The organism is Geobacillus sp. C56-T2, assembly GCF_007829715.1.
GTDB classification, from domain to species: domain Bacteria; phylum Bacillota; class Bacilli; order Bacillales; family Anoxybacillaceae; genus Geobacillus; species Geobacillus icigianus.
Genome location: NZ_VJWB01000001.1, coordinates 695,598 through 721,709 on the forward strand (window position 1 = coordinate 695,598; position 26,112 = coordinate 721,709).

General features: G+C 52.2%; 24 protein-coding genes, 2 pseudogenes and 1 riboswitch. Of the genes and pseudogenes, 18 read left to right on the forward strand and 8 right to left on the reverse strand.

What is annotated here, in order from left to right; genetic code table 11:
• Positions 1-184 precede the first annotated feature (184 nt).
• The 5 genes from GC56T2_RS03530 (at position 185) to GC56T2_RS03550 (ending at position 6,446) form a co-directional block, all read left to right on the forward strand.
• Positions 185-1,456, forward strand: a complete 1,272-nt coding sequence (locus GC56T2_RS03530) for a sugar ABC transporter substrate-binding protein (RefSeq protein WP_144973088.1) — start codon at positions 185-187, stop codon at positions 1,454-1,456.
• A 69-nt stretch (positions 1,457-1,525) separates the two neighbouring features.
• Complete coding sequence (locus GC56T2_RS03535; RefSeq protein WP_144973090.1) at positions 1,526-2,806, forward strand: carbohydrate ABC transporter permease; 1,281 nt, start codon at positions 1,526-1,528, stop codon at positions 2,804-2,806.
• The gene (locus GC56T2_RS03540; protein WP_144973092.1) at positions 2,806-3,648 is read left to right on the forward strand and encodes a sugar ABC transporter permease; all 843 of its coding nucleotides are present in this window, start codon (positions 2,806-2,808) and stop codon (positions 3,646-3,648) included. Before GC56T2_RS03535 ends, GC56T2_RS03540 begins: the two co-directional genes overlap by 1 nt.
• A gap of 73 nt (positions 3,649-3,721) precedes the next feature.
• On the forward strand, positions 3,722-5,257 hold the full coding sequence (locus GC56T2_RS03545; RefSeq protein WP_144973094.1) for an alpha-amylase family glycosyl hydrolase: 1,536 nt from the start codon (positions 3,722-3,724) through the stop codon (positions 5,255-5,257).
• 169 nt (positions 5,258-5,426) lie between these two features.
• Positions 5,427-6,446, forward strand: a complete 1,020-nt coding sequence (locus GC56T2_RS03550) for a LacI family DNA-binding transcriptional regulator (RefSeq protein WP_144973096.1) — start codon at positions 5,427-5,429, stop codon at positions 6,444-6,446.
• Positions 6,447-6,710: 264 nt separating this feature from the next.
• Here GC56T2_RS03550 and GC56T2_RS03555 read toward each other — a convergent pair whose 3' ends face one another.
• Positions 6,711-7,157 carry a hypothetical protein gene (locus GC56T2_RS03555; RefSeq protein WP_144973098.1) on the reverse strand — a complete coding sequence of 149 codons (447 nt, stop codon included), beginning with the start codon at positions 7,155-7,157 and terminating at the stop codon, positions 6,711-6,713.
• A gap of 51 nt (positions 7,158-7,208) precedes the next feature.
• Here GC56T2_RS03555 and GC56T2_RS03560 point away from each other — a divergent pair.
• From GC56T2_RS03560 to GC56T2_RS03575, 3 genes and pseudogenes are all read left to right on the forward strand, one after another.
• Positions 7,209-7,274 (forward strand): annotated as a pseudogene (locus GC56T2_RS03560) (IS200/IS605 family transposase); the annotation flags it as partial.
• A 390-nt stretch (positions 7,275-7,664) separates the two neighbouring features.
• Positions 7,665-8,036 (forward strand): SRR1 family protein, encoded by a 372-nt coding sequence (locus GC56T2_RS03570; protein WP_144973100.1) that lies wholly within the window; start codon positions 7,665-7,667, stop codon positions 8,034-8,036.
• A gap of 25 nt (positions 8,037-8,061) precedes the next feature.
• Positions 8,062-8,400, forward strand: a complete 339-nt coding sequence (locus GC56T2_RS03575; protein ID WP_144973102.1) for an antibiotic biosynthesis monooxygenase family protein — start codon at positions 8,062-8,064, stop codon at positions 8,398-8,400.
• 60 nt (positions 8,401-8,460) lie between these two features.
• Here GC56T2_RS03575 and GC56T2_RS17990 read toward each other — a convergent pair.
• Positions 8,461-8,613, reverse strand: a pseudogene (locus GC56T2_RS17990) (catechol 2,3-dioxygenase); the annotation flags it as partial.
• Positions 8,614-9,120: 507 nt separating this feature from the next.
• Complete coding sequence (locus GC56T2_RS03590) at positions 9,121-9,984, reverse strand: SDR family oxidoreductase (RefSeq protein ID WP_144973104.1); 864 nt, start codon at positions 9,982-9,984, stop codon at positions 9,121-9,123.
• A 487-nt stretch (positions 9,985-10,471) separates the two neighbouring features.
• On the opposite strand from GC56T2_RS03590, the gene GC56T2_RS03595 reads away from it, so the two are divergent.
• Positions 10,472-10,765: an AbrB/MazE/SpoVT family DNA-binding domain-containing protein gene (locus GC56T2_RS03595; RefSeq protein ID WP_144973106.1), complete on the forward strand. Its 294-nt coding sequence runs from the start codon at positions 10,472-10,474 to the stop codon at positions 10,763-10,765.
• Positions 10,766-10,789: 24 nt separating this feature from the next.
• Positions 10,790-11,224 carry a type II toxin-antitoxin system VapC family toxin gene (locus GC56T2_RS03600; RefSeq protein WP_144973107.1) on the forward strand — a complete coding sequence of 145 codons (435 nt, stop codon included), beginning with the start codon at positions 10,790-10,792 and terminating at the stop codon, positions 11,222-11,224.
• 140 nt (positions 11,225-11,364) lie between these two features.
• Here GC56T2_RS03600 and metH read toward each other — a convergent pair whose 3' ends face one another.
• On the reverse strand, positions 11,365-14,775 hold the full coding sequence (metH, locus tag GC56T2_RS03605) for a methionine synthase (RefSeq protein WP_144973109.1): 3,411 nt from the start codon (positions 14,773-14,775) through the stop codon (positions 11,365-11,367).
• Positions 14,768-16,618, reverse strand: a complete 1,851-nt coding sequence (locus GC56T2_RS03610) for a bifunctional homocysteine S-methyltransferase/methylenetetrahydrofolate reductase (protein ID WP_144973111.1) — start codon at positions 16,616-16,618, stop codon at positions 14,768-14,770. The genes metH and GC56T2_RS03610 overlap by 8 nt, the downstream gene beginning before the upstream one ends.
• A 70-nt stretch (positions 16,619-16,688) precedes the next feature.
• A riboswitch (SAM riboswitch) is annotated at positions 16,689-16,790 on the reverse strand.
• Positions 16,791-16,974: 184 nt separating this feature from the next.
• Here GC56T2_RS03610 and GC56T2_RS03615 point away from each other — a divergent pair.
• The 5 genes from GC56T2_RS03615 to GC56T2_RS03635 all read left to right on the forward strand — a co-directional run bounded on the left by GC56T2_RS03615 (position 16,975) and on the right by GC56T2_RS03635 (position 21,179).
• Positions 16,975-17,292, forward strand: a complete 318-nt coding sequence (locus GC56T2_RS03615; protein WP_144973113.1) for a hypothetical protein — start codon at positions 16,975-16,977, stop codon at positions 17,290-17,292.
• A 145-nt stretch (positions 17,293-17,437) separates the two neighbouring features.
• On the forward strand, positions 17,438-18,529 hold the full coding sequence (locus GC56T2_RS03620) for an ABC transporter ATP-binding protein (RefSeq protein ID WP_144973115.1): 1,092 nt from the start codon (positions 17,438-17,440) through the stop codon (positions 18,527-18,529).
• Entirely contained in the window at positions 18,499-19,305 is an 807-nt protein-coding gene (locus tag GC56T2_RS03625; RefSeq protein ID WP_144973117.1) for an ABC transporter permease, read from the forward strand. Before GC56T2_RS03620 ends, GC56T2_RS03625 begins: the two co-directional genes overlap by 31 nt.
• Positions 19,302-20,105 (forward strand): ABC transporter permease, encoded by an 804-nt coding sequence (locus GC56T2_RS03630; RefSeq protein ID WP_144973119.1) that lies wholly within the window; start codon positions 19,302-19,304, stop codon positions 20,103-20,105. Before GC56T2_RS03625 ends, GC56T2_RS03630 begins: the two co-directional genes overlap by 4 nt.
• Positions 20,106-21,179 (forward strand): ABC transporter substrate-binding protein, encoded by a 1,074-nt coding sequence (locus GC56T2_RS03635; protein ID WP_144973121.1) that lies wholly within the window; start codon positions 20,106-20,108, stop codon positions 21,177-21,179.
• A gap of 66 nt (positions 21,180-21,245) precedes the next feature.
• On the opposite strand, the gene GC56T2_RS03640 is transcribed toward GC56T2_RS03635, so the two are convergent.
• Positions 21,246-21,746: a DUF1572 domain-containing protein gene (locus tag GC56T2_RS03640; protein WP_031405225.1), complete on the reverse strand. Its 501-nt coding sequence runs from the start codon at positions 21,744-21,746 to the stop codon at positions 21,246-21,248.
• Here GC56T2_RS03640 and GC56T2_RS03645 point away from each other — a divergent pair.
• The gene (locus tag GC56T2_RS03645) at positions 21,746-22,054 is read left to right on the forward strand and encodes a hypothetical protein (RefSeq protein WP_144973124.1); all 309 of its coding nucleotides are present in this window, start codon (positions 21,746-21,748) and stop codon (positions 22,052-22,054) included. The genes GC56T2_RS03640 and GC56T2_RS03645 overlap by 1 nt on opposite strands.
• 360 nt (positions 22,055-22,414) lie before the next feature.
• On the opposite strand, the gene GC56T2_RS03650 is transcribed toward GC56T2_RS03645, so the two are convergent.
• Complete coding sequence (locus GC56T2_RS03650) at positions 22,415-22,906, reverse strand: YajQ family cyclic di-GMP-binding protein (protein WP_144973126.1); 492 nt, start codon at positions 22,904-22,906, stop codon at positions 22,415-22,417.
• A gap of 172 nt (positions 22,907-23,078) precedes the next feature.
• On the opposite strand from GC56T2_RS03650, the gene GC56T2_RS03655 reads away from it, so the two are divergent.
• Positions 23,079-24,056, forward strand: coding sequence for a BMP family lipoprotein (locus tag GC56T2_RS03655; protein ID WP_144973128.1), 978 nt, complete (start codon positions 23,079-23,081; stop codon positions 24,054-24,056).
• A gap of 18 nt (positions 24,057-24,074) precedes the next feature.
• Positions 24,075-25,757 (forward strand): methyl-accepting chemotaxis protein, encoded by a 1,683-nt coding sequence (locus GC56T2_RS03660; protein ID WP_144973130.1) that lies wholly within the window; start codon positions 24,075-24,077, stop codon positions 25,755-25,757.
• Between the two features lie 36 nt (positions 25,758-25,793).
• Here GC56T2_RS03660 and GC56T2_RS03665 read toward each other — a convergent pair whose 3' ends face one another.
• Entirely contained in the window at positions 25,794-25,925 is a 132-nt protein-coding gene (locus GC56T2_RS03665; protein WP_008879040.1) for a DUF3941 domain-containing protein, read from the reverse strand.
• Between the last annotated feature and the right edge of the window lie 187 nt (positions 25,926-26,112).

The following is a 26,112-nucleotide window of genomic DNA, read 5'->3' on the forward strand; positions in this document are numbered from 1 at the left end:
ACAAGAAGAGAAGAAAAGTCAAATTTTATAGAAAAAGAGCTTGTAAAATAGAAAAAAGGCGATATAATAGAGATGAGCGGTGCAATCGTTTTCATCGATAACGTCGTTGTTTGATTGTGCAAACGATTTCCTAATGGTTGCACTGTGGCCGTGTTCTCAAACTTTCTTGTTTAGGAGGGGGATTATGAGAAAAGCGTTGTCGTTGTTTCTCATGGCGGTGCTCTTTGTCGGTCTGCTTTCCGCCTGCGGGCCGAAGCGGGATGCGGAGCAGCCAAAACAGACCAACAATGGGACCGAAGAAGCGAAGAAACCGGAAAAGCTGGTCGTTTGGGTGAACGATGATGAAAAACAAAAACAAGCATTGAAGGATATTTTCCAAAAGTACACCGAAAAAACCGGAATCAAAATCGAAATGGTCGCCGTCAACATGCTTGACCAAACGAAAAAATTGGCGCTTGACGGCCCAGCCGGCAAAGGGCCGGACGTGTTCTACCAGCCGCATGACCGCATCGGCGACATTGTGCTGCAAGGGCTGGCCGATCCGGTTGACCTTGGCGATGCGAAAGGCGAGTACAGCGAGACCGCTGTCAACGCCGTGACGTATGACGGCCAAACGTACGGTGTGCCGGCGGTCGTGGAAACATACGGCGTGTTCTATAACAAAAACTTAGTGCCGGAAGCGCCGAAAACGATGGATGAGTTGATGAAGATCGCCAAAGAAAAAACGAATGCGGCCAAAGACCAATACGGCTTTTTAATGGAAGCGGCGAACTTCTACTTCGTTTATCCGTTCTTCGCCGGCTACGGCGGCTATGTGTTCAAAAATGAAAACGGCAAATACGATACGAGCGACATCGGTTTGGCCAACGACGGAGCCGTCAAGGGGGCAGAGCTCGTCCAATCGTGGTTTAAAAACGGATACATTCCGAAAGAAATCACCGGCGATATTATGAACGGGCTGTTTACGAAAGGGAACGTAGCGGTCGCCATCACCGGCCCGTGGAACATTGCTTCGTACAAGGAAGCGTTAGGCGACAAGCTGGCGACGGCTCCGCTGCCGGTGCTCGACAACGGCGAACATCCGAAATCGTTTGTGGGTGTCAAAACATGGATGTTGTCCGCTTATTCGAAAAACAAAGAGTGGGCAGTCGATTTCATGAAATTTGTGACGAACGAAGAAAACTCGCTCCACTACTATGAAGTGGCCGGCGAAATGCCAGCAAACCAAAAAGCGTTGACGAACGAAAAAATCACGAACGACCCGCTGATCGCCGGCTTTGCTGAGCAAATCCAATACGGCGAACCGATGCCGAACGTGCCGGAAATGTCGCAAGTATGGGAGCCGATGGGCAACGCGCTGCAATTCATCGCGAAAGGCGATAACCCGAAAGCGGTGCTCAGCGAAGCGGTCAAAACGATTCAAGACAAAATCGCGGCCAGCGGTGCTGGAAAATAATACGTCATATGGCGGTGGATAGGATCATCCCTATCCACCGTTCTTATCCATCGATAGGAGGGAGTTCCGATGCCGGAAGCGAACGTCCGTCATCGGCCGGCGGTGGCGATGGCGCTGTCATTGCTGTTTGCCGGCCTTGGACAATTGTACAACCGCCGCTATATCAAAGGAATTTTGTTCCTCATCATCGAAGCGGCGTTCCTTATCACCTTTTATAACTTTTTGAACATCGGGCTGTGGGGACTGGTGACCCTCGGCGAAATCCCGATGCTTGATCATTCGATTTTCTTGTTGATTCAAGGGCTTGTTTCCGTGATCATCATCGCTTTTGCCGTTGCGTTGCACGTTGCCAACGTCATTGACGCCCGCAACGACGCCCGTCGGCGGCAGCGCGGCGAGCCGTTTCCCTCGCTTGTTGAATCGTGCCGGAACGCATGGGACCGAGGGTTTCCGTACATTTTTGTCACGCCTGGGCTTGTCATGCTTTTGTTTATCGTTGTGCTGCCGCTGTTGTTCATGGTGTCGCTCGCCTTTACGGACTACAACTTGTATCATTCACCACCGCGGCATTTGTTGAATTGGGTCGGATTTGACAACTTCAAAAACTTAGTCTCCATCCCGATTTGGAAAAGCACGTTTTTCAGCGTCCTCGCGTGGACGATCGTCTGGACGGTCGTAGCGACGACGATGCAAATCGCGCTTGGGCTGTTTTTGGCGCTGCTCGTCAACGATCCGCGCATTAAGTTGAAACGATTCATCCGCACAGTGCTCATTTTGCCGTGGGCCGTGCCAGCGTTTGTCACGATTTTGGTGTTTGCCGCGATGTTTAACGATAAATTCGGGGCGATCAACCGTGAGGTGTTGAGTTTGTTCGGGTTGTCGGTTCCGTGGATGACCGACCCGTTTTGGACGAAAGTGGCGCTCATCTTGATTCAAACATGGCTTGGTTTCCCGTTTGTGTTTGCGTTATTTACCGGCGTTTTGCAAAGCATTTCCCGCGATTGGTACGAAGCGGCTGATATCGACGGGGCGACGCGCTGGCAAAAGTTCAAATCGATCACCTTGCCGCATGTGCTGTACGCCACGGCTCCGCTGTTGATTATGCAATACGCGGGGAACTTCAATAACTTCAACATCATCTATTTGTTCAACGATGGCGGTCCGGCCGTGCGCGGGCAAAACGCCGGCGGAACGGACATTCTCATTTCGTGGGTGTACGATTTGACGTTTACGACGAACAACTACAATATGGCAGCTGCGATCTCGCTCATCATCGGCTTGATTGTGTGCGGGTTTGCTGTTTACCAGTTCCGGCGCACCCGTTCCTTTAAAGAGGAGGGGAACATGTAATGAACCGCAAATGGAAATCGCATATCGAAGTCACGCTCATTTACTTGTTTATCGCGTTCATGTTTGTCGTCATCGCTTATCCGCTTCTTTGGACCATCAGCATGTCGCTCAATCCGGGCACGAGCTTGTACTCGGCATCGCTCATTCCGGAAAAATGGACGCTCGAGCATTACAAATGGCTGTTTACCAGCCCGCAAAGCGATTACTTGCTTTGGTATAAAAACAGCTTGTTTGTTGCGGCGGTGAACGCGGTGTTGTCCGTTTTCTTTACGGCGCTCATCGCTTATGCGTTTTCACGCTACAAATTCGTCGGACGGAAAACGGGGCTGTATTTGTTTTTAGTCTTGCAAATGTTTCCCTCGCTCATGGCGATGGTGGCGCTCTATATTTTGCTGAACATGCTCCATTTGCTCGATTCGCTTTGGGGGCTCATTCTCATTTATGTCGGTGGGCAAATCCCGTTTAACGCTTGGCTTGTGAAAGGCTATTTTGATACGATTCCGCGCGAGTTGGACGAGGCGGCGCGCATCGATGGCGCCGGTCATTTCGGCGTCTTTTTCCGCATCATGCTCCCGTTAGCCAAGCCGATTTTGGCCGTTGTCGCCTTGTTTAACTTCATGGCGCCGTTTACCGACTTTTTGCTGCCGTCGATCGTCTTGCGCGATCCGGACAAATTTACACTGGCGGTCGGATTGTTCAATTTCATCAGCGACCGGTTTGCCAACAATTTCACCCGCTTTGCCGCCGGCTCGATTTTGATTGCCGCCCCGATTGCCATCGTCTTTTTGTTCTTGCAGCGATATTTGATTTCCGGCTTAACAGCGGGTGGCACAAAAGGGTAAGAACCGCTATCATATAATAGTGGGCTTACCCGTTTCCACACAGCTAAACGGACAGTAAAGGGGGGAAACGGAAATGGGGAACCGTCTTGGTGTACTGTTCATCCTTCCGTTCCTTCTTTTTTATGCCATGCCGGCTGCGGCGGCGGAAAAAGAAGAACGGACGTGGCAAGACGAAGCGATTTATTTCATCATGGTCGACCGTTTCAACAATATGGATCCGACGAACGACCGAGACGTCAATGTCAACGACCCAAAAGGATATTTTGGCGGGGATTTAAAAGGGGTGACCGCGAAGCTCGATTACATCAAGGAAATGGGGTTTACCGCCATTTGGCTGACGCCAATTTTTGAAAACATGCCGGGCGGCTATCATGGGTATTGGATCAAAGATTTTTATCGCGTCGACCCGCATTTCGGCACGCTCGATGACTTGAAAACGCTGGTCAAAGAGGCGCACCGGCGCGACATGAAAGTCATTTTGGACTTTGTTGCCAACCATGTCGGCTACGACCATCCGTGGCTCCAGGATCCGGCGAAAAAAGACTGGTTCCACCCGAAGAAAGAGATTTTTGACTGGAACAATCAAAAGCAAGTAGAAAACGGCTGGGTGTATGGGCTTCCCGATCTGGCGCAGGAAAACCCGGAAGTGAAAAAATACCTCATTGACGCCGCCAAATGGTGGATCAAAGAGACCGACATTGACGGCTACCGGCTCGATACGGTGCGGCATGTGCCGAAATCGTTTTGGCAGGAATTTGCCAAAGAAGTGAAAACGGTGAAAAAAGACGTTTTCCTTCTCGGTGAAGTGTGGAGCGACGATCCGCGCTATATCGCCGATTACGGGAAGTACGGCATCGACGGGTTTGTCGATTACCCGCTCTATGGCGCGGTGAAGCAGTCGCTTGCGAGGCGCGATGCTTCGCTCCGCCCGCTCTACGATATATGGGAGTATAACAGAACGTTTTATGACCACCCGTATTTGCTCGGGACGTTTTTGGACAACCATGATAATGTCCGCTTTACGAAGCTAGCGATTGACAACCGCAACAACCCGATTTCGCGCATTAAGGTAGCGATGACGTATTTGTTCACTGCTCCGGGCATTCCGATCATGTACTACGGAACGGAAATCGCGATGAACGGTGGTCCGGACCCGGATAACCGCCGATTGATGGACTTCCGGGCTGATCCGGAAATTATCGATTATTTAAAGAAAATCGGCCCGCTCCGCCAGCAGCTGCCGTCGTTGCGGCGCGGCGATTTTACGCTCTTGTATGAAAAAGACGGCATGGCGGTGTTCAAGCGGCGCTATCGGGATGAAACCACTGTCATCGCCATCAACAATACGGGCAAAACGCAGCACGTGCATTTGACGAACGATCAGCTGCCGAAAAACAAAGAGCTGCGCGGCTTTTTATTGGACGATCTCGTCCGCGGCGATGGGGACGGCTACGATCTTGTATTGGACCGCGAAACGGCGGAAGTGTACAAACTGCGGGACAAAACGGGGATCAACATCCCGTTTATCGCCGCGCTAGTCGCGGTTTACGCGCTATTCCTCTTGTTTTTATACATGGTGAAAAAACGAGCCAAACGGGCAGATGAATAAAGAAAGCCGCGATGCATTCACCTTTCTAGGAGGGTGGCGAAAAAACCTAACCGACGTCAGGTGATTTGAAACTAAGAAGCGGATGCCGCATGGTTTCTCTATTTGAGAAATAAGTGAGGGGAGGCAACACGCTCCTTCAATCACCAACTTTCGAGAGAGGAGGGAGTCTATGACCGTTACAATTAAAGATGTCGCCAGGCGGGCCAATGTCGCGCCGTCGACCGTATCGCGCGTCATCGCCGACAGCCCGCGCATCAGCGAGAAAACGAAGCAGCGGGTGCGCGAGGCGATGAAAGAGCTCGGCTACCATCCGAATTTTATCGCCCGCAGCCTCGCCAGCCAAGCAACGCAAGTGATCGGCATCGTCATGCCAAGCTCGGCGGACCAAGCGCTGCAAAACCCGTTTTTCCCGGAAGTCATCCGCGGCATCAGCAAAGCCGCCCATGAAAAGCGGTACGCCTTGCAAATGTCGACCGGGGAAAAAGAGAGCGACATTTACGAACGGGTCGTCGAGATGCTGCAAGGGCGGCGCGTCGACGGCGTCATTTTGCTTTATTCAAGGCAAAACGACAAGCTGATGAAATACTTGCAAAAACATGACTTCCCGTTCGTCGTCATCGGCAAGCCGCACCAAAAGGCCGAACAAGTGACCCATGTCGACAACGACAACGTGCAGGCGGGAAAAGACGCCACGACCTATTTAATCGCCCACGGCCATGAACGCATCGCCTTTGTCGGCGGCAATCCGCAATATTTGGTGACCATCGACCGCCAAACCGGGTATGAAGAGGCGCTTCGTGAAGCGGGGCTGCCGTACCGGCCGGAATACGTCATCCATGAGGAGTTTTTGCAAGAAGGCGGCCAAGAGGCGATGAAAGAGCTGCTTTCTTTGCCCGAGCCGCCGACCGGGCTGGTGGTCGCCGACGATCTCATGGCGCTCGGGATGCTGAAGACGCTTGATGAAATCGGCCTGCGAGTCCCCGAAGACGTGTCGATCGTCAGCTTTAACAACACCTTGCTCGCCGAAATGTCGCGCCCGCCGCTCACCTCGATCGACATCGGCATTTTCCAGCTCGGCTGCGAAGCGGCGAAAAGTTTAATTGAAAAAATCGAAAACGAAGCCGAACCGATCAAGCGCATCATCATCCCGCACCGGCTTGTCAAGCGGGGTTCGTGTGCGAGGCGCTAGATCACGGAAGCGCTATTGGGGAAAAGATGTTCGTCGCATGGGCGGGCATCTTTTTCTATTTCTACATAGAGCTTAGGAGGCTGGTGATTTCATCATGGATACGGCTTTACGATGTTATTTCTCCATTAGAAAAACCTTGTTGCACGGTCCTGTTTTTCACTCATTCTCCCATTGATGAAGGGAATCAGCCGTTTTTCACCAGCCTTTTAGAAGGCCGGTGATGTGTGAAGACAATCAGCGCGCGATCTGCCTTTCTCCATTTAATTATCGTTGGATCTTCCGGTCTTTTTTCATAGAGAAAAAACTTACTATGACTCCGTAGAAAAGATGCCCGATTTGCCAGCAAAGGAGCGCCACGCCTGAGGTCAAGGGCGGCGTTCGCTCTGACAGCGCGGTTGTCGGATAAAGGATCAGACCAAGCAAAAAGCAAACAATGGGAATGCGGATGAACATTTGCTTAGTGGTCCACTGTTGCTTGACCGCAACATAGAAAAGGCCTACTGCCAATACGATCGATATAAATAGATGAAAAGAAAACTCGACCGCTTCCGAAAAGGCAAAGCGATTGAAAACGGGGACATAGTCGATATTTAGAAGCAGCGTATACAGTTTGATGTTCCAATATGTCTCAAGCATTTTAAAAAACAAGCCAAGCCATATGCCTGACACCAAGCCAGCCACACTTCCTTTTATGACAAGCGAGCGATTCATGACTCTCTCCTTTTATTAAATAATCAGTCTTAAAAAAGGACTGACATATCAATAAAATTGGATAGTAATAATCATTCAGTATTCTCATTGTATTATCATCTTGTATTGGTTGTAAAGCAAGCATTGGTTAGGGCTCACTTACCAGAAACATTGTGATAGGCTAAAAGAATGTTTGAGACATCGGTTAGATAACCGTTGTCTTTTTTTATTTGCCAAAATCAGTACTCTCGGATGATCATGGTGAGCAAACGAAAGTCATAAAGCCTAGCGGTCAGGAGATGAAGAATTTGATCTTTTGTATATTATTGTATACAATTGTATACAGAAAGGAGGGGAGAAGGATGGAACTGAGGCGTCGATATGATCACCATGAAGGATGGGAGTTGGTTCGGCAATGAAACCGCTACTTGAATGAACAGTTTGCTCCGCAAGATGAAGTGCTTGCCAGTGTCTTACGATCGTTGGCGAGAGTGAAAGAAACGATGGGAAAGGAGGAAAGATGAGCAAATGCATGGACATTTTTTTCCCGGGGATGGGCATTCATTCGAAGGTCATCCCCCTTGGAAAGGCCCCCATATGCGCATACGGCCTCATCGCGGCGCCAAAACATTTCGACGGGGACGGGTGCTCGATTTTTTACAAAGGTTATACGTCAAGCGTGAAACCTTAAAGCAGCAGTTGCAGTCGCCAGAGCTTCAATCGATTCATCCTGTGCTGACGGGGGAATTGAAAGCGATCGAAATGGTGATCAACGAATTCATTCAGTCGTTTGACATTCATGATGATGAGTTGAACATGATGTTGGGGATCCACAAGTCCGATGATGCCCAAATCGCTGAACGCGATGATGAAGGGAATGGCGAAGTAAGAAAGGAATGACCATCCAAAAAAGGAGAGAGGATTCATGTTTGTGCAAATGCGCAAAATTACAGTGGCGGAAGGATTCGCTGACCAAGTGGTCGAACGCTTTCAAAAACCAGGAATCATCGAGCAGCAAGAAGGATTTGTTGATTTGAAAATTTTAGTAAAAAAAACGCGTCGTGGTGATGAGGAAGTCGTGCTTCTGATCACATGGGAATCGGAAGAACATTGGAAAAAGTGGGAGAAAAGCGATGCGCACATCGCCGGTCATAAAGCGAAACGAAATGAGCCCCAACCGGAGTTTATTCTTCATGTAGAAGTAGGGCATTACGAAGTAAAAGCAGTGAAACAAGGGGGACAGTCGGCAGCGGCCGAAGATTGAAGGGAGACAACAAAGCTCCTCTTTCACCGATGGCGGTCGGGGGAAGAGGAGTTGAACAGGTTATTGTTTTGCTTCGTTTGGGACATTCGGCGTTCCGTAAGTATGGAACGTTTCGACGGTTTTGTTTCCCCATGCCTGCCCTCGGCTTCTCTCTTCTTCAGTCCATGTAATCGGTTTCCAATCCGGCGCTACGACGAGATAGCCGCCGGCACGTCCTTTTATCTTAATTAGGCGAGAAGACTCCCACTTCAACGAAGCGAAGCGGCGCATTAAACATCTTAAAGAAAAGTAAAGCTGTAGACCTGAGTGTCTTATGCTCTAGCGGCGAAGTGGACACGCCTCAAAGAATAAGGATTGCTTGAAGCAGTCAAACTTCTTTGGAAGCCTCCACTTCAAATTTTCGCTAGAAAATTAAGTGGGGGTAGTTCACTCAGTCCCTTCCTTTTCAAAAACAAAACCTCCGTTATAGACAACGCGCGCTCAAGGAGAGATGGGGGACGATTCACAAAAGGCTAATTGGTCAGGTTATTCTCTGTTCGCCTTTCACAGTCAAAGAAAACACCCGCCCCATCCGGGACGGGCAGAGAGAAGAGGGGCACCTTGTTACGAAGTAGGGAACATCGTAGCTTTATCGTACACGATGTTTTCCTATCGTTCCATATTTTTGTAAGAAAAGGTAACGCGATTTTGTCAAAGGGTTGGCGTCAGCGGTGGCTGCCATCAGCCGCTAATGAATTGGCCGCCGTCGACATGAAGCATTTGCCCGGTCATGTACGATGATTCGTCGCTTGCCAAAAAGACGTAGCACGGGGCGACTTCGCTCGGCTGGCCGGGCCGTTTCATCGGGGTGTTGGCGCCGAACGTGGCGACTTGGCTGCTTTGGAATGTCGACGGAATGAGCGGTGTCCAGATCGGGCCTGGGGCGACGCCGTTGACGCGGATGCCTTGGCCGACGAGCGCTTTGGCCAGCGAGCGGGTAAAGGCGACGATCGCTCCTTTTGTTGCTGAATAGTCAATCAGCTGTTCATTGCCTTCATAGGCGGTGATGGAAGCGGTGTTAATGATGACGCTGCCGTTTTTTAAGTGCGGGAGCGCCGCTTTCGTTAGGAAAAAGTAGCCGAATACGTTCGTGCGGAACGTTTTTTCCAGCTGTGCCGCGGTGATGTTGAGAACGTTCGGCTGCGGGTGCTGTTCAGCGGCGTTGTTGACGACGATGTCCAACTTGCCGAACGTCTCGATCGTTTGTTTCACCGCCTCTTTGCAAAACGTTTCATCGCCAATGTCGCCGGCGATCGCCAAACACCGTTTTCCTTCCTGTTCGACGAGCCGTTTCGTTTCCTCGGCGTCCTCGTGTTCGTTCAAATACAAAATGGCGACATCGGCTCCTTCTTTGGCGAAATGAACCGCGACCGCCCGGCCGATGCCGCTGTCGCCGCCGCTGATGATGGCGACTTTATTCGCCAATTTGCCGCTTCCTTGATACGAGTCTTTGATCGTGACCGGCTGCGGGTTCATCTCCGTTTGCAGGCCCGGCTGGCGCGTCTGGTGCTGCGGCGGCAGCGTGGCTTGTTGCTTTGTGACCATATGTTCTCCTCCTTGGTGGGTATTGTCATCGTTAGTATGGAACCGAGGGGCGGAAATATGTGCAGAGAGGCGATGAAGGAGCCGGCGGTTATCGTTTTTCCGCCCACGTTTCCATCCAGATCGTTTGTCGGTCACGACGCATGGTATATGCTTTTTTCTGAAGCGGTAAGGCGATAGCCGTTGAGCCAAAGGAACGGGTTCAAGGCGGCGAATCTTGTTCGTTGATTGGCGTGATGAAACAGATGATTTTGGCAGAGACTAGAATCTAACGCTGCCGCCTTTAGCTAAAGGGGGAAGCGTCCTGACCGAAAGCGCTTTGTTTCGGACGGTTGACCGCGCTGTTCAGCAGATCTGGAAATTTACGGAGCGTGCTTTTTCTCTTCTGGTTTTTCGTGTCTAGCCATAAACGTCTTGGGTAATGAGATGGTCTTTACTTTTTGATTAAGTAAAGATAAAATAGTGAGCAAAGAGGAAAGGAGGAATCGTGATGAAGCGATCCTCACATGAAACGCATACGTATTACTCCACACTTTCTTCGAAAAATCAAGTGACAGTTCCAATGAAGATTAGAGAAGTGCTTGGGGCAGAACCGGGAGACCAAGTCGCGTTTGTTTATGGAGAAAATCAAGAGGTAACGTTAAAGGTGAAAAAGAAAGATGCGTTGCTATCTTTGTTCGGCACCATGCCGCCTAGAGGAGACCGCCGTCCGATGGCATGGGCGGATATTCGCAAACAGGCGAAAGAGGAACGGATGGTCAAGAGGGAAAAGAACAAGGAGTAGATGATCGGGAGAAGAGGATGGAACGTGTATATTTTAGACACGAACATAATCATTCGTTTTTTAACAAATGACGACCAAGAGCAATCTTCCATTGCCTATCGGTTATTTGAAAAGGCGGTTAACGGTGAACTTTTGTTCCTATTGCATCCTCTTGTCGTAGCGGAATGTTGCTGGGTGCTGGAGTCGAAACGGTATGGGTATGCGAAAGAAGAAATCGCAAGCAAGTTGAAGCAAATGATAGAGGCTTCTTGCGTGAAGACGATCGATCAAGAAGTGGTTGAAAAGGCATTGGATGATTACGCCCGCTGCGGTGTCGATTTTGCTGATGCGTATCTTTCGGCGTTGACTAGGCACACTTCATCCATTCAAGGGATCATCACTTGGAACGAAAAAGATTTTCGTCGACTTGGCGGGGAGTGCTATCTGCCGGAGTCCATCATTGGAATGGCTCAAAGCTAGGATGTGGACCAATATCGCGGATTTTTATGATTTCGTTCCCCCTCGTCTTTTTGTTCCGAGACGATGGCGTGGCTAAGGTTTGTTGCGTGAAAAACGAAGAGAGGAAAACGAGCTGACTCGTTTGAGCCAGCTCGTTTTCTTTACAGCACATTGAAATACCGCGCTTCCGGATGGGCGACGACGATCGCCGAGACGGAGGCTTCCGGCTCCATCATGTAGCCGTCGGTCAAGCGGATGCCGACATCTTCCGGGCGAAGGAGGCGGAACAGTTTTTCTTGATCTTCCAAGTTCGGGCAGGCTGGGTAGCCGAACGAGTAGCGCTGGCCTTGGTATTTGGCGGCGAAGCGCTCTTCCATCGTGAAGTCCGGGTCGTCTGGGAAGCCCCAGCGGTCGCGCATAATTTGATGGATGCGTTCGGCGAACCCTTCGGCGATCTCGAGCGCCAACGCCTGAATGGCATGGCTTTTCAAAAATTCGCCTTCGTCTTTCCACTGTTGGGCGAGTTCGCGGATGCCGTGCCCAGCGGTGACGGCGAAAAAGCCAACATAGTCCATTTCCCCGCTCTCTTTCGATTTCAAGTAATCGGCGAGGCAAAGGTGCGGCGCCCGCGGCTGGCGCGGGAAGTCAAACGTCTCAAGCACGGTTTGCCGGTCGGTCGGGTCGTAAATGTACACGCGGTTGCCGTCGCTTTGCGCCGGGAAAAAGCGGTAGACGCCGGCCGGCTGAATCCAGCCGTGTGTTTTGGCGGCGGCGATCAGTTCATCGACGACCGCTTTTAAGGCGAGCGCTTTTTCGTCTTTTTCTTCCAACAGCCGCTTCACTTTTCCTTTCAAGCCGAGATGATGGCCGAGCACCATTTGCCAGTTGACGTACGGCAACACGTGGTCAAGCGGCACATTCCTTAGCACGTGGCGGTCGAGATCGGCCGGCACGTAGACCGGGACGTCGGTCGAAACGTTGGATTTGGCGGCCGCGGCGACAGCCGCCGTTCGCGCCGGTTCGTGTCCAACGGTTTCTTTTTTTTGATAGTCGATCTCGCCTTGCTGGATTTGGTTGGCAAGGGCGAGCCCATCCATGGCGTCCTTCGCGTACAGGACGATGCCGTCGTATTCGGGCGCGATTTTGTTTTCCGTAAACTTACGCGTCAAGGCGGCGCCGCCGACTAAAATCGGGGTCGAAACACCGGCTTGCCGCAAGTCTTGGGCGGTGACGACCATTTGTTGCGCCGATTTGACGAGCAGGCCCGACAGGCCGATGATGTCCGGTTTATGCTCGCGCACCGCTTCGATGAGCTGCTGGGGGGCGACTTTGATGCCAAGGTCGATCACTTCATAGCCGTTGTTGCTTAAAATAATGTCGACCAAGTTTTTGCCGATGTCATGCACATCGCCCTTCACCGTCGCCAAAATCACTTTTCCTTTCGTGCTTCCTTCTTTCTTTTCCATATATGGTTCTAAAAAGGCGACGGCCGCTTTCATTACTTCTGCGCTTTGCAATACTTCAGCGACGATGAGCTGGTTGTTGTTAAACAGCCGCCCGACTTCGTCCATGCCGGCCATGAGCGGGCCGTTGATGATCGCGAGCGGATCGGAGTACGTTTCCAGCGCCTGTTCCAAATCGGGAATGAGCCCGTCTTTTGATCCTTCAATGACGTAGCGGGCGAGCCGCTCTTCCAAGCTCAAGTTCGTCTGCACCGGCTTGGCGGCGGTGATTTTGCTTCGGTAAAATTCGATAAAGGCGTTTAACGTTTCGTCGCTGGTGGCAAAAAGAAGCGCCTCGGCCATCCGCACTTCTTCTTCCGGAATCGAAGCGAACCGCTCGAGCTTCTCGGTGTTGACGATGGCGTAATCGAGCCCGGCTTGCGTGCAATGGTACAAAAAGACCGAGTTCAGCACTTCGCGCCCGGCCGGCGGCAAGCCGAACGAGACGTTGCTGATGCCGAGCATCGTTAAACAATGAGGAAGCCGCTCTTTAATGAGGCGGATCCCTTCGATCGTTTCTTTCGCCGCGCCGATGTATTGCTCATCGCCGGTGCCGACCGGGAAGACGAGCGGATCGAAAATGATGTCGCGCTCAGGCACGCCGTAGCGGTTCACGAGCAAGTCGTACGAACGCAAGGCGATCTCGAGCTTCCGTTCGGCGGTAACCGCCATTCCTTGTTCATCGATCGTCCCGACCACAACGGCGGCGCCGTAGCGGTGCAGCAGCGGCACGACGTTGGCAAAGCGCTCTTCGCCGTCTTCGAGGTTGATCGAGTTAATGATCGCCTTCCCTTGTGAATACGTGAGGGCGCGCTCGATGACGCGCTCGTCGGTCGAGTCAATGACGAGCGGCACTTTTACTTTTTTGACGACTTCGCGGACGAACTGTTCCATGTCGGAAAGCTCATCACGGTCCGGATCGGCGAGGCAAATGTCGATGACATGGGCGCCGTTTTTCACTTGGGCGCGGGCGATTTCCGCCGCTTCTTCGTATTTGCCTTCGGCGATGAGGCGCTTAAATTTGCGCGAGCCGATGACGTTCGTCCGCTCGCCGACAAAAAGCGGACGCATCGTTTCATCATAGATGAGCGCTTCAATGCCGGAGACGGCGTGGACATCAAATGAAGACGGGATCGCCCGCGGCGGAATGTGGCGCACCGCTTCGGCGATGGCGCGGATATGGTCCGGCGTCGTGCCGCAGCACCCGCCGACGATGTTGATCCACCCTTTTTCGGCAAAGCGGCGGATTTTTTCCGCGAGCATCTCCGGTGTTTCATGGTAATGCCCTTCTTCGTCCGGCAGGCCGGCGTTCGGGTAACAGCTGACCGCCGTGTCGGCAAGCGAGGCGAGCGTGCGCAAATGATCGGTCATAAACTCCGGGCCGGTCGCGCAGTTTAAGCCGACGGCGATCGGCTTCATGTGGCGGATCGAGATGAAAAACGAATCGATCGCCTGCCCGGCAAGCGTCGTACCCATCGGCTCGATCGTGCCGGAAATCATGAGCGGCACGCGGCGGCCGACCGCTTCAAACGCTTTGGAAATGCCGATGAATCCCGCTTTGACATTCAAGGTATCTTGGCACGTTTCCAAAAGGAGAAGGTCGACGCCGCCCAAAAGCAGTCCGCGCGCCTGTTCTTCATAGGCGGCAACGAGTTCGTCAAACGTCGCTCCGCCCGTGACCGACAAAGTTTTCGTCGTTGGCCCCATCGAACCGGCGACAAAGCGCGGCCAGTCGGGCGTCGCGAACGACTCGGCCGCTTGTTTGGCGAGCTTTGCTGCTTCGATGTTCAGTTCGAGCGCCAAATGGCCAAGCCCGTATTCGTCAAGGACGATGCGCGTCGCCCCGAACGTGTTCGTTTCGATGATGTCCGCGCCGGCTTCCAAGTACGCTTCATGAATGCGGCGGATGACGTGCGGGGCGGTGATGGTCAAGTATTCGTTGCACCCTTCATACGCCTCGCCGCCAAAGTCGGCGGCTGATAAGTTGGCGCTTTGGATCATGGTGCCCATGGCGCCGTCGATGACAAGAATTTTTCGCTGCAGCTGTTGTTCGAAGATGAGGTCAGCCATGAACAACCTTCCTTTCTTTCGTGGCCGCTTCTTTTTCGTGAATGTAGCGGATGAGTTCCACCGTCATGTCGTAACGCAAAAATGGCGTAATTAAATAAATGCCGTGAAACAAGTCGAACGCCGCATCAATGAGCGCTTTGGCGATGGCGATTCCTTCGCGCGCCGCCCGCACCGGGTCGTCACCGCAGGCGGCCATGCGGGCGCGAATCTCATCGGACAACGTAATGCCCGGCACCTCATGATGCAAAAACTCGGCGTTGCGCGCGCTCACAAGCGGCATAATGCCGATGTAAATCGGCGCGTACAAATGTTTTGTCGCTTCGTGCACGGCCACGATTTTCTCTTCCGAATAAATCGGCTGGGTCAAGAAATAGTGGGCGCCGCATTCAATTTTTTTCTCCATCCGTTCGACGGCCTTATCCAAGTGACGGACGTTCGGATTGAACGCCGCGCCGATCGAGAAGTTCGTTTTTTGTCCGAGCGGTTTGCCCGAATACGACAATCCTTCATTAAATTGGCGGATCAAGCGGATTAAATCAAACGACGATAAATCGTACACCGATGTCGCTCCCGGAAAGTCGCCGATTTTTGACGGGTCGCCGGTAATGGCGAGCACGTCGGTGATGCCGAGCGTATGCAGGCCCATCAAGTGCGACTGCAGGCCGATCAAGTTGCGGTCGCGGCACGTAATATGCACGAGCGGGCGGACGCCGAGCCGCTCTTTGATGATGGTCGCGACGGCGGCGTTGCTGATGCGCGGGGTGGCGAGCGAGTTGTCGGCCAGCGTCAGCGCGTCAATGCCGGCGTCATGGAGCGCTTTCGCCCCGGCGAGAAATTTGTCAATGCCCAGTTTTTTCGGGGGATCGAGCTCGACGATCACCGAGCGGCGGGCGCGGACAAGTTCGGGAAGCGGCGTCGCTGATGATGGAATGTCAGATTGGACCGACACCGGCACGGCGCGCCGTTTGACCGTTTTTTCCGTGACCGGCGTCCGGTCTTGCAGCGCCCGCGCCATCGCTTCAATATGTTTCGGCGTCGTGCCGCAGCATCCGCCGAGCAGCCGTACCCCTTGGTCGCGAAACGCTTTCGCCGTTTCCTCAAAGTATTCGGCATTCGTCTCATAGACGAGCCGGCCATCGCGATAGTCGGGGAGGCTCGCGTTTGGGTACGCCGATAAAAAGGCGCGCGTTGGCAGCGGCACTTCCTCGAGCGATTGAAGCATATAGTACGGCCCGAGCCGGCAGTTGAGCCCGACGACATCGGCGCCAAGCGCTTCTAAGCGGGCGAGGGCGTCAGCGAGCGGCGTGCCGTCTTGCAAGACGCCCACTTCATGGAGCGACACATGGGCGATGATCGGCAAGTCCGTCTCTTTGCGGGCGATGGCGAGCACCGTCTCCAACTCTTCTAAATCGTAATACGTCTCGAGCAGCACGCCATCGACCCCCTCGGCGAGCAAGACAAACAGCTGCTCGCGGAACGTCCGCTTCACTTCATCAAGCGGCACGGCGCTTTTGTTTAACGTGCGCAGCCCGCCAATGGTCCCGAGCACGTACGCCCGACCGTTGGCGGCTTGTTTGGCGAGCCGCACCGCCGCCCGGTTGATGGCCGGCACTTCATCTTGCAAGCCGTAGCGGGCGAGTTTCACATAGTTGGCGCCGTATGTATTCGTCTGGATGACGTCGGCGCCTGCCGCGATATAGGCTTCGTGAATATGGACGATGTCTTCCGGTTTCGATAGATTCAATTCTTCAAAACAACGGTCAACGCCATGCGAATAGAGAAGCGTTCCCATTGCCCCGTCGGCGATCAGCACGCGTTGTTTCAGCTCATCAAGCAATCCCATGTTCCATTCCCCCGTTTCTTGGCAAGTAAAAGAAAAAAGCCTTCTAAGAAGAAGACTTTCCGTTCGCTTCTTCTTATCTTCCAGGCTGCTGCCTGTCTGGATTTAGCACCTTGGCCGCGGCCAGGTTGCTGAGGGTTCACCGGGCCAGTCCCTCCCCCTCTCTTGATAAGAATGTCCGTATGCGATTATTAGTTCTTGTTTTGACTATTACTATATAATTTAATGCATTTTCTGAAATTGTTCAATACGGTAAAGAAGAAAATTTGAAAAAATGCAAGGAAGCAAGAAGGGAGCGGCATAGAGAGGGAGAAAAAGATAGGAAAAGGAACGCTCATAATGATATGGGGGGACAAGATATGCCGGTACGTTTACCGATGGAAGAGGAAGTGATGGAGCTTCTCGTCGGCGGTTTTTCTGTTGTCATGTTGATCGCCATCACGACGGTTGTTTTCCTTTGGCGGAAATATCGGGCGCGGCGTTCGGCGTTTTTATGGATAACCGCCCATTTTCTGCTGCACGCTGTCGCTGCCTATTTGGCATGGAGGATCACAGGGTTTGATCTTACCGACGTGCAGGCTTCGGAAGAAATTTCGCTGCTGCTCGGCCAAGCGGGAGTGGCGTGGGGGGCAGGGATGATTTGTTTGTTGATTGGGATGGTGAAGCTTTCAAGATAAGGAAGGGCTGCCGCTCGATTGGTGGCGGCTTTTGTTCCTTTTGGCAACTTTCGGTTCATGGTTGTCATGATTTTTTATTGCCTTTTTTACGCTGAGTATGCTTTCATTAGAAATGACGGAAATAGGTGGAGTAGGGGGGGCGAAGGTGAGCGGACAAGCAATCATCCGCTTTGACCATGTGACGAAGGAATACGATGGGACAGCGGTATTGGACGACGTGAGTTTTGAGATGGAGCGAGGCAAATTTTATACGCTGCTAGGTCCGTCCGGATGTGGGAAGACGACGATTTTGCGGCTGATCGCCGGGTTTATTGAACCGACACAAGGGACGATTTATTTTCACGGGAAGCCGATGAATCACGTTCCGCCCAACAAGCGGCAAGTCAATACGGTGTTTCAAGATTACGCCTTGTTTCCGCATTTGGATGTGTTTGAAAATGTCGCTTTTGGTTTGCGGGTGAAAAAAATGAAAGAAGCGGACGTTCGCCAAAAGGTGAAGGAAGCGCTCCGTTTTGTCAACTTGGAAGGGTATGAACGCCGCCGCATTCAGGAAATGTCCGGAGGCCAGCGGCAGCGCGTCGCGATTGCCCGGGCGATCGTGAATGAGCCGGAAGTGCTGCTTCTTGATGAACCGCTCTCGGCGCTGGATTTGAAGCTGCGCACGGAAATGCAGTACGAGCTTCGCGAATTGCAGCGCCGGCTGGGGATCACGTTTATTTTCGTCACGCATGATCAAGAAGAAGCGCTGGCGATGTCCGACTATATTTTTGTCCTCCATAAAGGGAAAATTCAGCAATTTGGGACGCCGAAAGAGATTTACGATGAGCCGGTCAATCGGTTTGTTGCTGATTTCATCGGCGAATCGAACATTTTGTCGGGGCGCATGATCGCAGACTTTCTCGTCGAATTTGCCGGCCGACAGTTTGCCTGCGTTGACCGCGGCTTTGCGTCCAACGAACCGGTTGATGTTGTCATTCGCCCGGAAGATTTGGAGCTCGCCGCACCGGAAGACAGCCAAATCGTCATTCGCGTCGATTCGCTTTTGTTCCGCGGCGTTCATTATGAAATTTGCGGCTATGATGAAAACGGCAATGAATGGCTCGTTCATTCAACGAAAAAAGCGGAAGTCGGGGAAACGATCGGGCTTCGCTTTGAACCGGAAGCGATTCATGTCATGCGAGCCGAGCGCAGGAAAGGGGACGAAGGATGGAACGGGCATGGCGAAACTGGTATTTGATCCCCTATGCGGCATGGCTGGTGTTGTTTGTTATTGCGCCGCTCGTCTTTCTCGTGTATGAGTCGTTTTTGGATATCGACGGACAGTGGACGCTGGCCAATTATGAAAAGGTGCTGACGCCCATTTATTTGAAAATGATGGCGTATTCGTTTTGGTACGCGCTGCTGATTACGCTCGCCTCCTTGTTGATCGGCTATCCGACCGCGTATTGGCTGACGAAAACGCGGCATAAGCAGCTATGGCTGCTGTTGCTCATTTTGCCGATGTGGGTGAATTTGCTGCTGAAGGTGTATGCGTTTTTAGGGCTGTTCGGCACATATGGATTGGCCAACGCTTTTTTGCAGGCGATCGGCCTCGGGGCGCGCCAGCTGTTGTTCACCGATTTCAGCTTTGTGTTCGTCTCCGTGTACATTTTTATTCCGTTTATGGTGCTGCCGATTTTTAATGCGCTGGAAGAAATGCCGCCGTCACTCATTGATGCCGCCCGCGATTTGGGCGCGTCCGGGTGGACGACGTTCCGCCGCGTCGTGTTCCCGCTCACCCTCGGTGGGGTGAAGGCCGGCTGCCAGGCGGTGTTTATCCCGGCGTTGTCGCTGTTTATGATTACGCGCCTCATTGCGGGTAACCGCGTCATTACGCTTGGCACGGCCATTGAGCAGCATTTTCTCGTCACCCAAGATTGGGGGATGGGGGCGACGATTGCGGTTGTGCTCATGATCGCGATGGCGGTCATTGTCTTTTTGACAGGAAGCGGAAGGAAAGAGGGAAGTCGATGAAACGCACACATCGGTGGGGGCGCGTCTATTTGCTTTTTGTGTTTGCCATCATGTACACGCCGATTGGGTACTTGATGTATTATTCGTTCAACAGCGGCGGGACGATGCACGATTTTCAATCTTTCACACTGGAATGGTATGGCGAGGTGCTATCGGATGACCGTTTGTTGATCATTGTGCTCAATACGCTGGTCGTCGCGTTATTGTCGGCGGCGGTGGCCACGATTTTGGGCGTCATCGGGGCATTGGCCATTTACTATGTCAAGCGGCAGCGGATGAAAAATACGCTGCTTGCTCTCAACAACGTGCTGATCGTCAGCCCGGACGTCATCATCGGCGCTTCGTTTTTATTGTTGTTTACGCTGGCCGGCATCAAGCTGGGGTTTGTGTCCGTGCTGTTGTCCCATATCGCCTTTAGTGTGCCGATTGTCGTGCTGATGGTGCTGCCCAAGCTTGAGGAGATGAGCCCGACATGGATCGATGCGGCGCGCGATTTGGGGGCAGGATCGCGGCAAGTGCTGTCGCGGGTGATCCTCCCGTTTTTGACGCCGAGCATCTGGGCTGGGTTTTTTATGGCACTCACGTATTCGCTCGATGATTTTGCCGTGACGTTTTTTGTGACAGGGAACGGGTTCTCGACGTTGTCGGTCGAAATTTATTCGCGGGCGCGTCAAGGCATTTCTCTATCAATCAATGCGCTGTCGACATTGCTGTTTTTGTTTACGATGCTGCTGGTCGTCGGCTATTACGTGCTCAGTCAAAAAGGCGGCCGCATGTACGGAATAGGGGGACGAAAGTAGATGAAACGGCTCGTTCAAGGGTTTGCCGCTATATTCATCGCCGCGTTCGCCCTGATGTTCATGACCCATCGGCTCAACGAAGCGGAAGGATATGGAGGCGACAAGACGGTCAGCGTGTACAACTGGGGCGATTACATCGACCCGGCGCTGATTCGGAAGTTTGAAAAAGAAACCGGCTGGAAAGTCGTTTACCAAACGTTTGATTCGAACGAGGCGATGATGGCGAAAATCGCCCAAGGCGGCGCGACGTTTGATGTCGCCGTTCCGTCCGATTACGACATCAGCAAGATGATCGAGGAAAACTTGCTTTTGCCCCTCGACCATAGCAAACTCCCGAACTTGAAATACATTGAACCGCGGTTTCTCGATTTGTCGTTTGACCCACATAACCGCTATTCGGTGCCGTATTTTTGGGGGACGGTCGGCATCGTCTACAACCGCGGGATGCTGGGTGGCAAAACGATCACCAGCTGGAACGACTTATGGGACCCGGATTTGCGCAATCAAATTTTGCTTGTTGACGGGGCGCGCGAAGTGATGGGGATGGCGTTAAACAGCCTCGGCTATTCGCTCAACGATACGAACAAGCAGCATCTGCAAGAGGCAAAACGAAAGCTCGACCGGCTTATGCCGAATGTGAAGGCCATTGTCGGCGATGAAATCAAACTGCTTCTTGCCAACGAAGAGGCGGCGGTCGGTGTCGTCTGGTCGGGCGATGCGGCGGAAATCATTTCCGAAAACGAAGCGTTGGACTATGTCGTGCCCAAGGAAGGATCCAATTTATGGTTTGACAACATGGTCATTCCGAAAACAGCGAAAAACATCGAAGGCGCGCACGCGTTTATCAATTTTATGCTTGACCCGAAACACGCGGCGCAAAACGCCGAATATGTCGGCTACTCGACGCCGAATCGCGCGGCGCTTCGCTATTTGCCAAAAGACATCGCCAATGACCGGCGCTTTTACCCGGATTTGGATGCGGCAGGGCGCTTGGAAGTGTACGAAAACTTAGGGAAACGTATGCTCGCCTACTATAATGAGTTGTTTTTGCAGTTTAAGATGCAGCAAAAATAAACCATTGCCGGATGAGCGAGGGCGTGTCTGAAAAAACTTGACACGCCCCCGCTTTTTGCTGGGGGGCTAGCGTTTTCTTTTTCTCGGGATCGTCAACGCTTTCCAGCGCTCGGCGTTCAGCTGTTTCGCGATATAGACGATTTGTCCGATATGATACGAATAATGGTACATTTGTCGCTCAATCGCTTCGATGACAGAATGGGGCTCACCGCGGATCGTGACCGTCCGCAACAAGTCCGTTTCTTGCAGTTCGCTGAGCGTCTGAAACAAAGCGGACCACCCCTTTTCCCAGCAGGCCATGACTTCTTCGCGCGTATGAAAATCGTTGATAAACTCATCATCGCGGTTGCGGTTCGGTTTTTCCCCATCCGATGACAAAAAGTCTGTCCAGCGCGACACCATATTTCCGCTCATATGTTTGACAATGATGGCGATGCTGTTGGCCTCCTCATGAAAACAATGGAACAGTTGTTCCTCCGAACATTGAGCCATCGCTCGTTCGGCGATCGTTTTCATGTCGAGAAAGCGCGCGCGCACCACTCGCAAATATTCTTGGCCGATGCTCATTGGCACACCCCTTTGGCAAAGATACGTTTACTCTTTTATTCGTCATCGCCGCTTTGATTCCTCGCCATGTGACGGAAAAAGTCAAAAAACAACTGCATGAGCCCGCCATCTGGTACGCCGCCGCACAAAACGTCGCCGCGTCGAATATGACGATGGCGTCCCCGGCGCGAATCGCGCTCGTCGCCTCAACACTCGGCCGCCCCGGTGGGGAAGGAGAGGCGATGCGCCTTGTCGGTCCGATCGCGGGCGCGGCGTTGGTCATCATTGTTCTTGGCGTGCTGACCGGGCGGGCGGCCGTTGGCATGTAGGGGTCGTCTGCCGGCTCAGTGGCCGATATTATGCGACCGCTGTTTGCCCAATTTCAGGACGGTCCATCCTCACAACGCGCCGTCTAGCTTTTCTTTCAAACGTTCCGTGGAAATCTCGCGCCGGCGAGCGGTGATTTTCATCCCCAGGTGGAGGGCAAACCGTTGTCCAAGAGCTTTTTGTAAGGCTGGTCAAAAACGTGTTGTTCGCTCCGATCGGTGCGGCTGGCGAGAACAGAAAACGTTGCGGTTCTTATTTCTCCCAAAAGAAAGAATTAGAAGCCCCCATTTTTATCTGAAATCACGGCCTTCGATCGTTCTCCCTGTAAACCAAAAAAGCGGATCGAGGATTCCCTCATCCGCTTAACGATAATTCACAAACTGCACCTCAATTGGCAAATCCGCTTCGCGAATGGCGGCGATGACCTTTTGCAAGTCGTCTTTGCTTTTGCCGCTGACGCGAATTTGGTCATCTTGCACCTGGCTTTTCACTTTCAGCCCCGTGTTTTTAATGATCGTGTTGATCTTTTTCGCGTTGTCTTTGTCGATTCCTTGGACAAGCTTGGCGCGCTGGCGCACCGTGCCGCCTGAGGCCGGCTCAATTTTGCCGTATTGGATGTTTTTCGTCGCCACCCCGCGTTTAATGAGCTTGCCGATGAGCACGTCCTTCAGCTGCTCCAGCTTAAACTCATCGTCGGAGATGAGAACGAGCTCGTCTTTCTCGAGCGAAATGTCGCTTTTGCTTCCTTTAAAGTCATAGCGCGTTTTGATTTCTTTCATCGCGATATTGATAGCGTTCGCCACCTCAGCCAAATCGACTTTCGAGACGATATCAAACGAACTTTCCTTCGACATACGAAACCTCCCGGGCGTGTGATGTACTTTCATTATAGAAAAAGGTGGCAGCGAACACAACCATAAGCAAATGGAAGAAGAGAACAATAAGAAGATTTTTGGTTAAAACGCTAAAACATCCTCCAATTCCGCCGATATATGTTAATGGACATCATGGGAAGGAGACAGGGAGATGAATCGGTGCAGACGACTATGCTATTTTTTGTTGGGGCTTATGGTATTGGTAGCCGGCTGTTCGCCTCATGCCCCCGCTGTGCAGAAAAAAAGAGTAAAAGTCGGTATTATGTTGTCAGACGTCGGACTGGGGGATCAGTCGTTTAGCGATGCCGCGTTTCGCGGTTTGATCAAGGCGCGGGACGAATTAGGTGTTCAGTTTGACTATCGTGAGCTTAGTGAAACAAAGACATATGAGCAAGGGTTGAAAGAATTGGTCGCCGCCGGCAATGACGTGGTCATTGGGCTGGGATTTATGGTGCAAAACGATTTGGAAAACGTCGCGAAACAATACCCAAGACAACGGTTTATTCTGATTGATGCGGAATCGACGCTGCCTAATGTGACATCGATTACCTTTAAAGAGGAAGAAGGAAGTTTTTTGGCTGGAGTGGTAGCGGCGTTGGCAACGAAAACAAATCATGTCGGGTTTATCGGCGGAGCCGATGTGCCGTTAATCCGGAAGTTTGCTGACGGATTTGAGAAAGGGGTGCGGTCTGTCAAGCCGCAAGCAAAGGTGACAACCGTCTATGCAGGTGATTTTGGCAATGCTGATCTTGGCGCACAATGGGCGAAGAAGCTGTTTGCTAAGCAGTGCGATGTCATCTATACGGCGGCTGGGTTTACCGGCATTGGCGCGCTTCGCGAGGCCGAAGCGCGTGGAAAGTATGCGATCGGTGTCGACAGCGACCAATATATTTACGCGGAAAAAGCGGTGATCACCTCGATGGTGAAAAATATTGATGTTGCGCTTTATCAAGTGATCAAGCATTATGTGAAGCAAAAACAATGGCCCGAGGGCACGGTTACGTTAGGATTGGCCAAAGACGGAGTCGGTTTGGCACCGATCCGGGTCATTCCGTGGGATGAACAAAAGCAACGTCTGGTTGACAGTTGGGCGCAAAAAATCATCGACGGACAAATCGCAACAAACTAAAAAGAGAAGGGGAGGACCATGACGATTCGCCAAAAACTATGGCTGCATGCTTTCGTTGCACTCGTGGCCGCCATCGGCATCATCGGTTACATCATTGCCACCATGTTATCGATTCAGGAGAAAAACGAGGATATCGTTCCGGTGCTGCTTTCAGTAAGACAGTTGGAAGCTGATATGAAGGGGGCAAAGCAAAGCTTAAACAGCGCTTCCTACAATATGACGGAAGGGAATAAACAACAGGCGTTGGCGCAGCTTCACGTCGTGGATCAACGGTTAGAGGAGCTCAAAACAGCGGTTGAACAACCGCGTTTTCGTTCTTTGATCGAGAAAGCGGGAACGAAATTTGCCGCTGTGAAACAGGCGGTCGGAACAGCGTTCGCGAAAAAGGATGCGGCAGAGGTGCGGCGCCAAGCCATGCGCATTGAAGGGGCGATCAACGATGTTGTTGTTCTCGGTTGGGAGACGAATGACCGCTATCAGGCTGTCCAGAAAGATTTGAAGCAACAAATTCAAACGGTCATTGGGACGGCTGTGATCGGCAGCGCCTTGTTGATGATGATCTCCGGATTGGCGAGCTGGCGTCTTACTCGTTCGATTACGTCTCCGCTCCGACAGTTGGCGGCCAATGCGGGGGAAATTGCAAGCGGAAACTTGATCGTCGCTCGTGTCGATTACCGGGCCAAGGATGAGCTCGGTTCATTAAACGAGGCGTTTGCTGCAATGGTCGAGCAACTAAAGCAATTGCTAGGATCAGTTGGGAAAGCAAGTAAACAAGTGGAACAGTTTGCTCAAGAGATGGAAGCTGAGCAACAAACGCTCACTTCCATTCATGAACAAGTCACGGTGTCGGTCAATGAACTTTCCACTGGGACACAAAATATCGCCGAGGAATTACAGCAAGCGGTGGAACAAATCGAAAAAATGGATGAAACGTTTGCCAAAACGGCAGAGAGGACCGAGCAAACGGCCCGTTATGGCAGCGCGGCGTTAGAAGCGGTCGAAAGCGGCCGGGCAGCCATGGAGCAGCAAATGCGCCTTATTCACCAAAGCGTTGAAGCAACTCGCCTGATTGAACAGGCGACAAAACAATTGGCTGGGTATGCGAGCCACATTCAACAAATGGCAGCCTCAGTCGCTGAGATCGCCGAACAGACGAATTTGTTGGCACTCAACGCGGCGATTGAAGCAGCCCGCGCCGGTGAAGCGGGGAAAGGGTTTGCCGTTGTGGCTGATGAGGTGAGAAAGCTAGCCGAACAATCGGCTCAAGCAACGAAGCAAATTTTTGCGACTGTTTCATTGATTGAGCGCGGTGTTGCGTCCGTCACCGATGCGGTGACCAACGGGATGGAGATGGCGCGCGAGCAATCGGAGTCGGCCGAAGTAACAACAAAGGCGTTTGCGAAAATTGACGAGACCGTCACAAGCATTTCCGCTGATCTCCAAGCACTTGCCGATGCGTTTTCCGACTTAAAATGGCGTGAGGAACAAGTGTTCAAAAATGTGGAAAGTATTAGTGCCGTTGTTCAACAATCGGCTGCCGGCAGTGAACAAATCGCCGCATCGATGACTGAACAGCTTGCCGCATTTGAACGAATGAAGGAAAAAGCAACAACGCTCCGCGAGTTGACAGATGAATTGCGTGAGGCGATGAGTCAGTTTCAAGTCAACGAAGAGGAAAAGCACATGGAAAGACAAAGGTAAAAAGGCGGTCGTTCGGCCGCCTTTTTGTCAGTTCGCTTATAGATGATCCGTCTTCTTCGAATACGCGAATTTCCCGGCTTCCCGGTTTTTCTCGCGCATCATGTTTTTTTCATGGCGCTTCGCTTGGTTGTCGCGCGCTTTTTTATCGTTGTCGCTTGTGTTTGGCATGGACCAGCCCTCCCTGCATTCCGATCGTGTAGTATTAGTATGGGCAACTGAACAGGAAATATAGAGGGAGTTGATGGGAAAATAACGGAAAGGTTTTCCGCGGCCACTGGCCCGCTTGCGGATCTGTAATGAATAGAGGACTGTCAGCAATGAGAAGGGAGAGGCTTTAAGCGATGGGGGACGCAGG

What these genes read in the sequence shown, in the direction of transcription:
- GC56T2_RS03530 (WP_144973088.1), top strand. Translation starts at nt 185, where the DNA reads ATGAGAAAAGCGTTGTCGTTGTTTCTCATGGCGGTGCTCTTTGTCGGT.
- GC56T2_RS03535 (WP_144973090.1), top strand. Translation starts at nt 1,526, where the DNA reads ATGCCGGAAGCGAACGTCCGTCATCGGCCGGCGGTGGCGATGGCGCTG.
- GC56T2_RS03540 (WP_144973092.1), top strand. Translation starts at nt 2,806, where the DNA reads ATGAACCGCAAATGGAAATCGCATATCGAAGTCACGCTCATTTACTTG.
- GC56T2_RS03545 (WP_144973094.1), top strand. Translation starts at nt 3,722, where the DNA reads ATGGGGAACCGTCTTGGTGTACTGTTCATCCTTCCGTTCCTTCTTTTT.
- GC56T2_RS03550 (WP_144973096.1), top strand. Translation starts at nt 5,427, where the DNA reads ATGACCGTTACAATTAAAGATGTCGCCAGGCGGGCCAATGTCGCGCCG.
- GC56T2_RS03555 (WP_144973098.1), bottom strand. Translation starts at nt 7,157, where the DNA reads ATGAATCGCTCGCTTGTCATAAAAGGAAGTGTGGCTGGCTTGGTGTCA.
- GC56T2_RS03570 (WP_144973100.1), top strand. Translation starts at nt 7,665, where the DNA reads ATGCATGGACATTTTTTTCCCGGGGATGGGCATTCATTCGAAGGTCAT.
- GC56T2_RS03575 (WP_144973102.1), top strand. Translation starts at nt 8,062, where the DNA reads ATGTTTGTGCAAATGCGCAAAATTACAGTGGCGGAAGGATTCGCTGAC.
- GC56T2_RS03590 (WP_144973104.1), bottom strand. Translation starts at nt 9,984, where the DNA reads ATGGTCACAAAGCAACAAGCCACGCTGCCGCCGCAGCACCAGACGCGC.
- GC56T2_RS03595 (WP_144973106.1), top strand. Translation starts at nt 10,472, where the DNA reads ATGAAGCGATCCTCACATGAAACGCATACGTATTACTCCACACTTTCT.
- metH (WP_144973109.1), bottom strand. Translation starts at nt 14,775, where the DNA reads ATGGCTGACCTCATCTTCGAACAACAGCTGCAGCGAAAAATTCTTGTC.
- GC56T2_RS03610 (WP_144973111.1), bottom strand. Translation starts at nt 16,618, where the DNA reads ATGGGATTGCTTGATGAGCTGAAACAACGCGTGCTGATCGCCGACGGG.
- GC56T2_RS03615 (WP_144973113.1), top strand. Translation starts at nt 16,975, where the DNA reads ATGCCGGTACGTTTACCGATGGAAGAGGAAGTGATGGAGCTTCTCGTC.
- GC56T2_RS03625 (WP_144973117.1), top strand. Translation starts at nt 18,499, where the DNA reads ATGGAACGGGCATGGCGAAACTGGTATTTGATCCCCTATGCGGCATGG.
- GC56T2_RS03630 (WP_144973119.1), top strand. Translation starts at nt 19,302, where the DNA reads ATGAAACGCACACATCGGTGGGGGCGCGTCTATTTGCTTTTTGTGTTT.
- GC56T2_RS03635 (WP_144973121.1), top strand. Translation starts at nt 20,106, where the DNA reads ATGAAACGGCTCGTTCAAGGGTTTGCCGCTATATTCATCGCCGCGTTC.
- GC56T2_RS03640 (WP_031405225.1), bottom strand. Translation starts at nt 21,746, where the DNA reads ATGAGCATCGGCCAAGAATATTTGCGAGTGGTGCGCGCGCGCTTTCTC.
- GC56T2_RS03650 (WP_144973126.1), bottom strand. Translation starts at nt 22,906, where the DNA reads ATGTCGAAGGAAAGTTCGTTTGATATCGTCTCGAAAGTCGATTTGGCT.
- GC56T2_RS03655 (WP_144973128.1), top strand. Translation starts at nt 23,079, where the DNA reads ATGAATCGGTGCAGACGACTATGCTATTTTTTGTTGGGGCTTATGGTA.
- GC56T2_RS03660 (WP_144973130.1), top strand. Translation starts at nt 24,075, where the DNA reads ATGACGATTCGCCAAAAACTATGGCTGCATGCTTTCGTTGCACTCGTG.
- GC56T2_RS03665 (WP_008879040.1), bottom strand. Translation starts at nt 25,925, where the DNA reads ATGCCAAACACAAGCGACAACGATAAAAAAGCGCGCGACAACCAAGCG.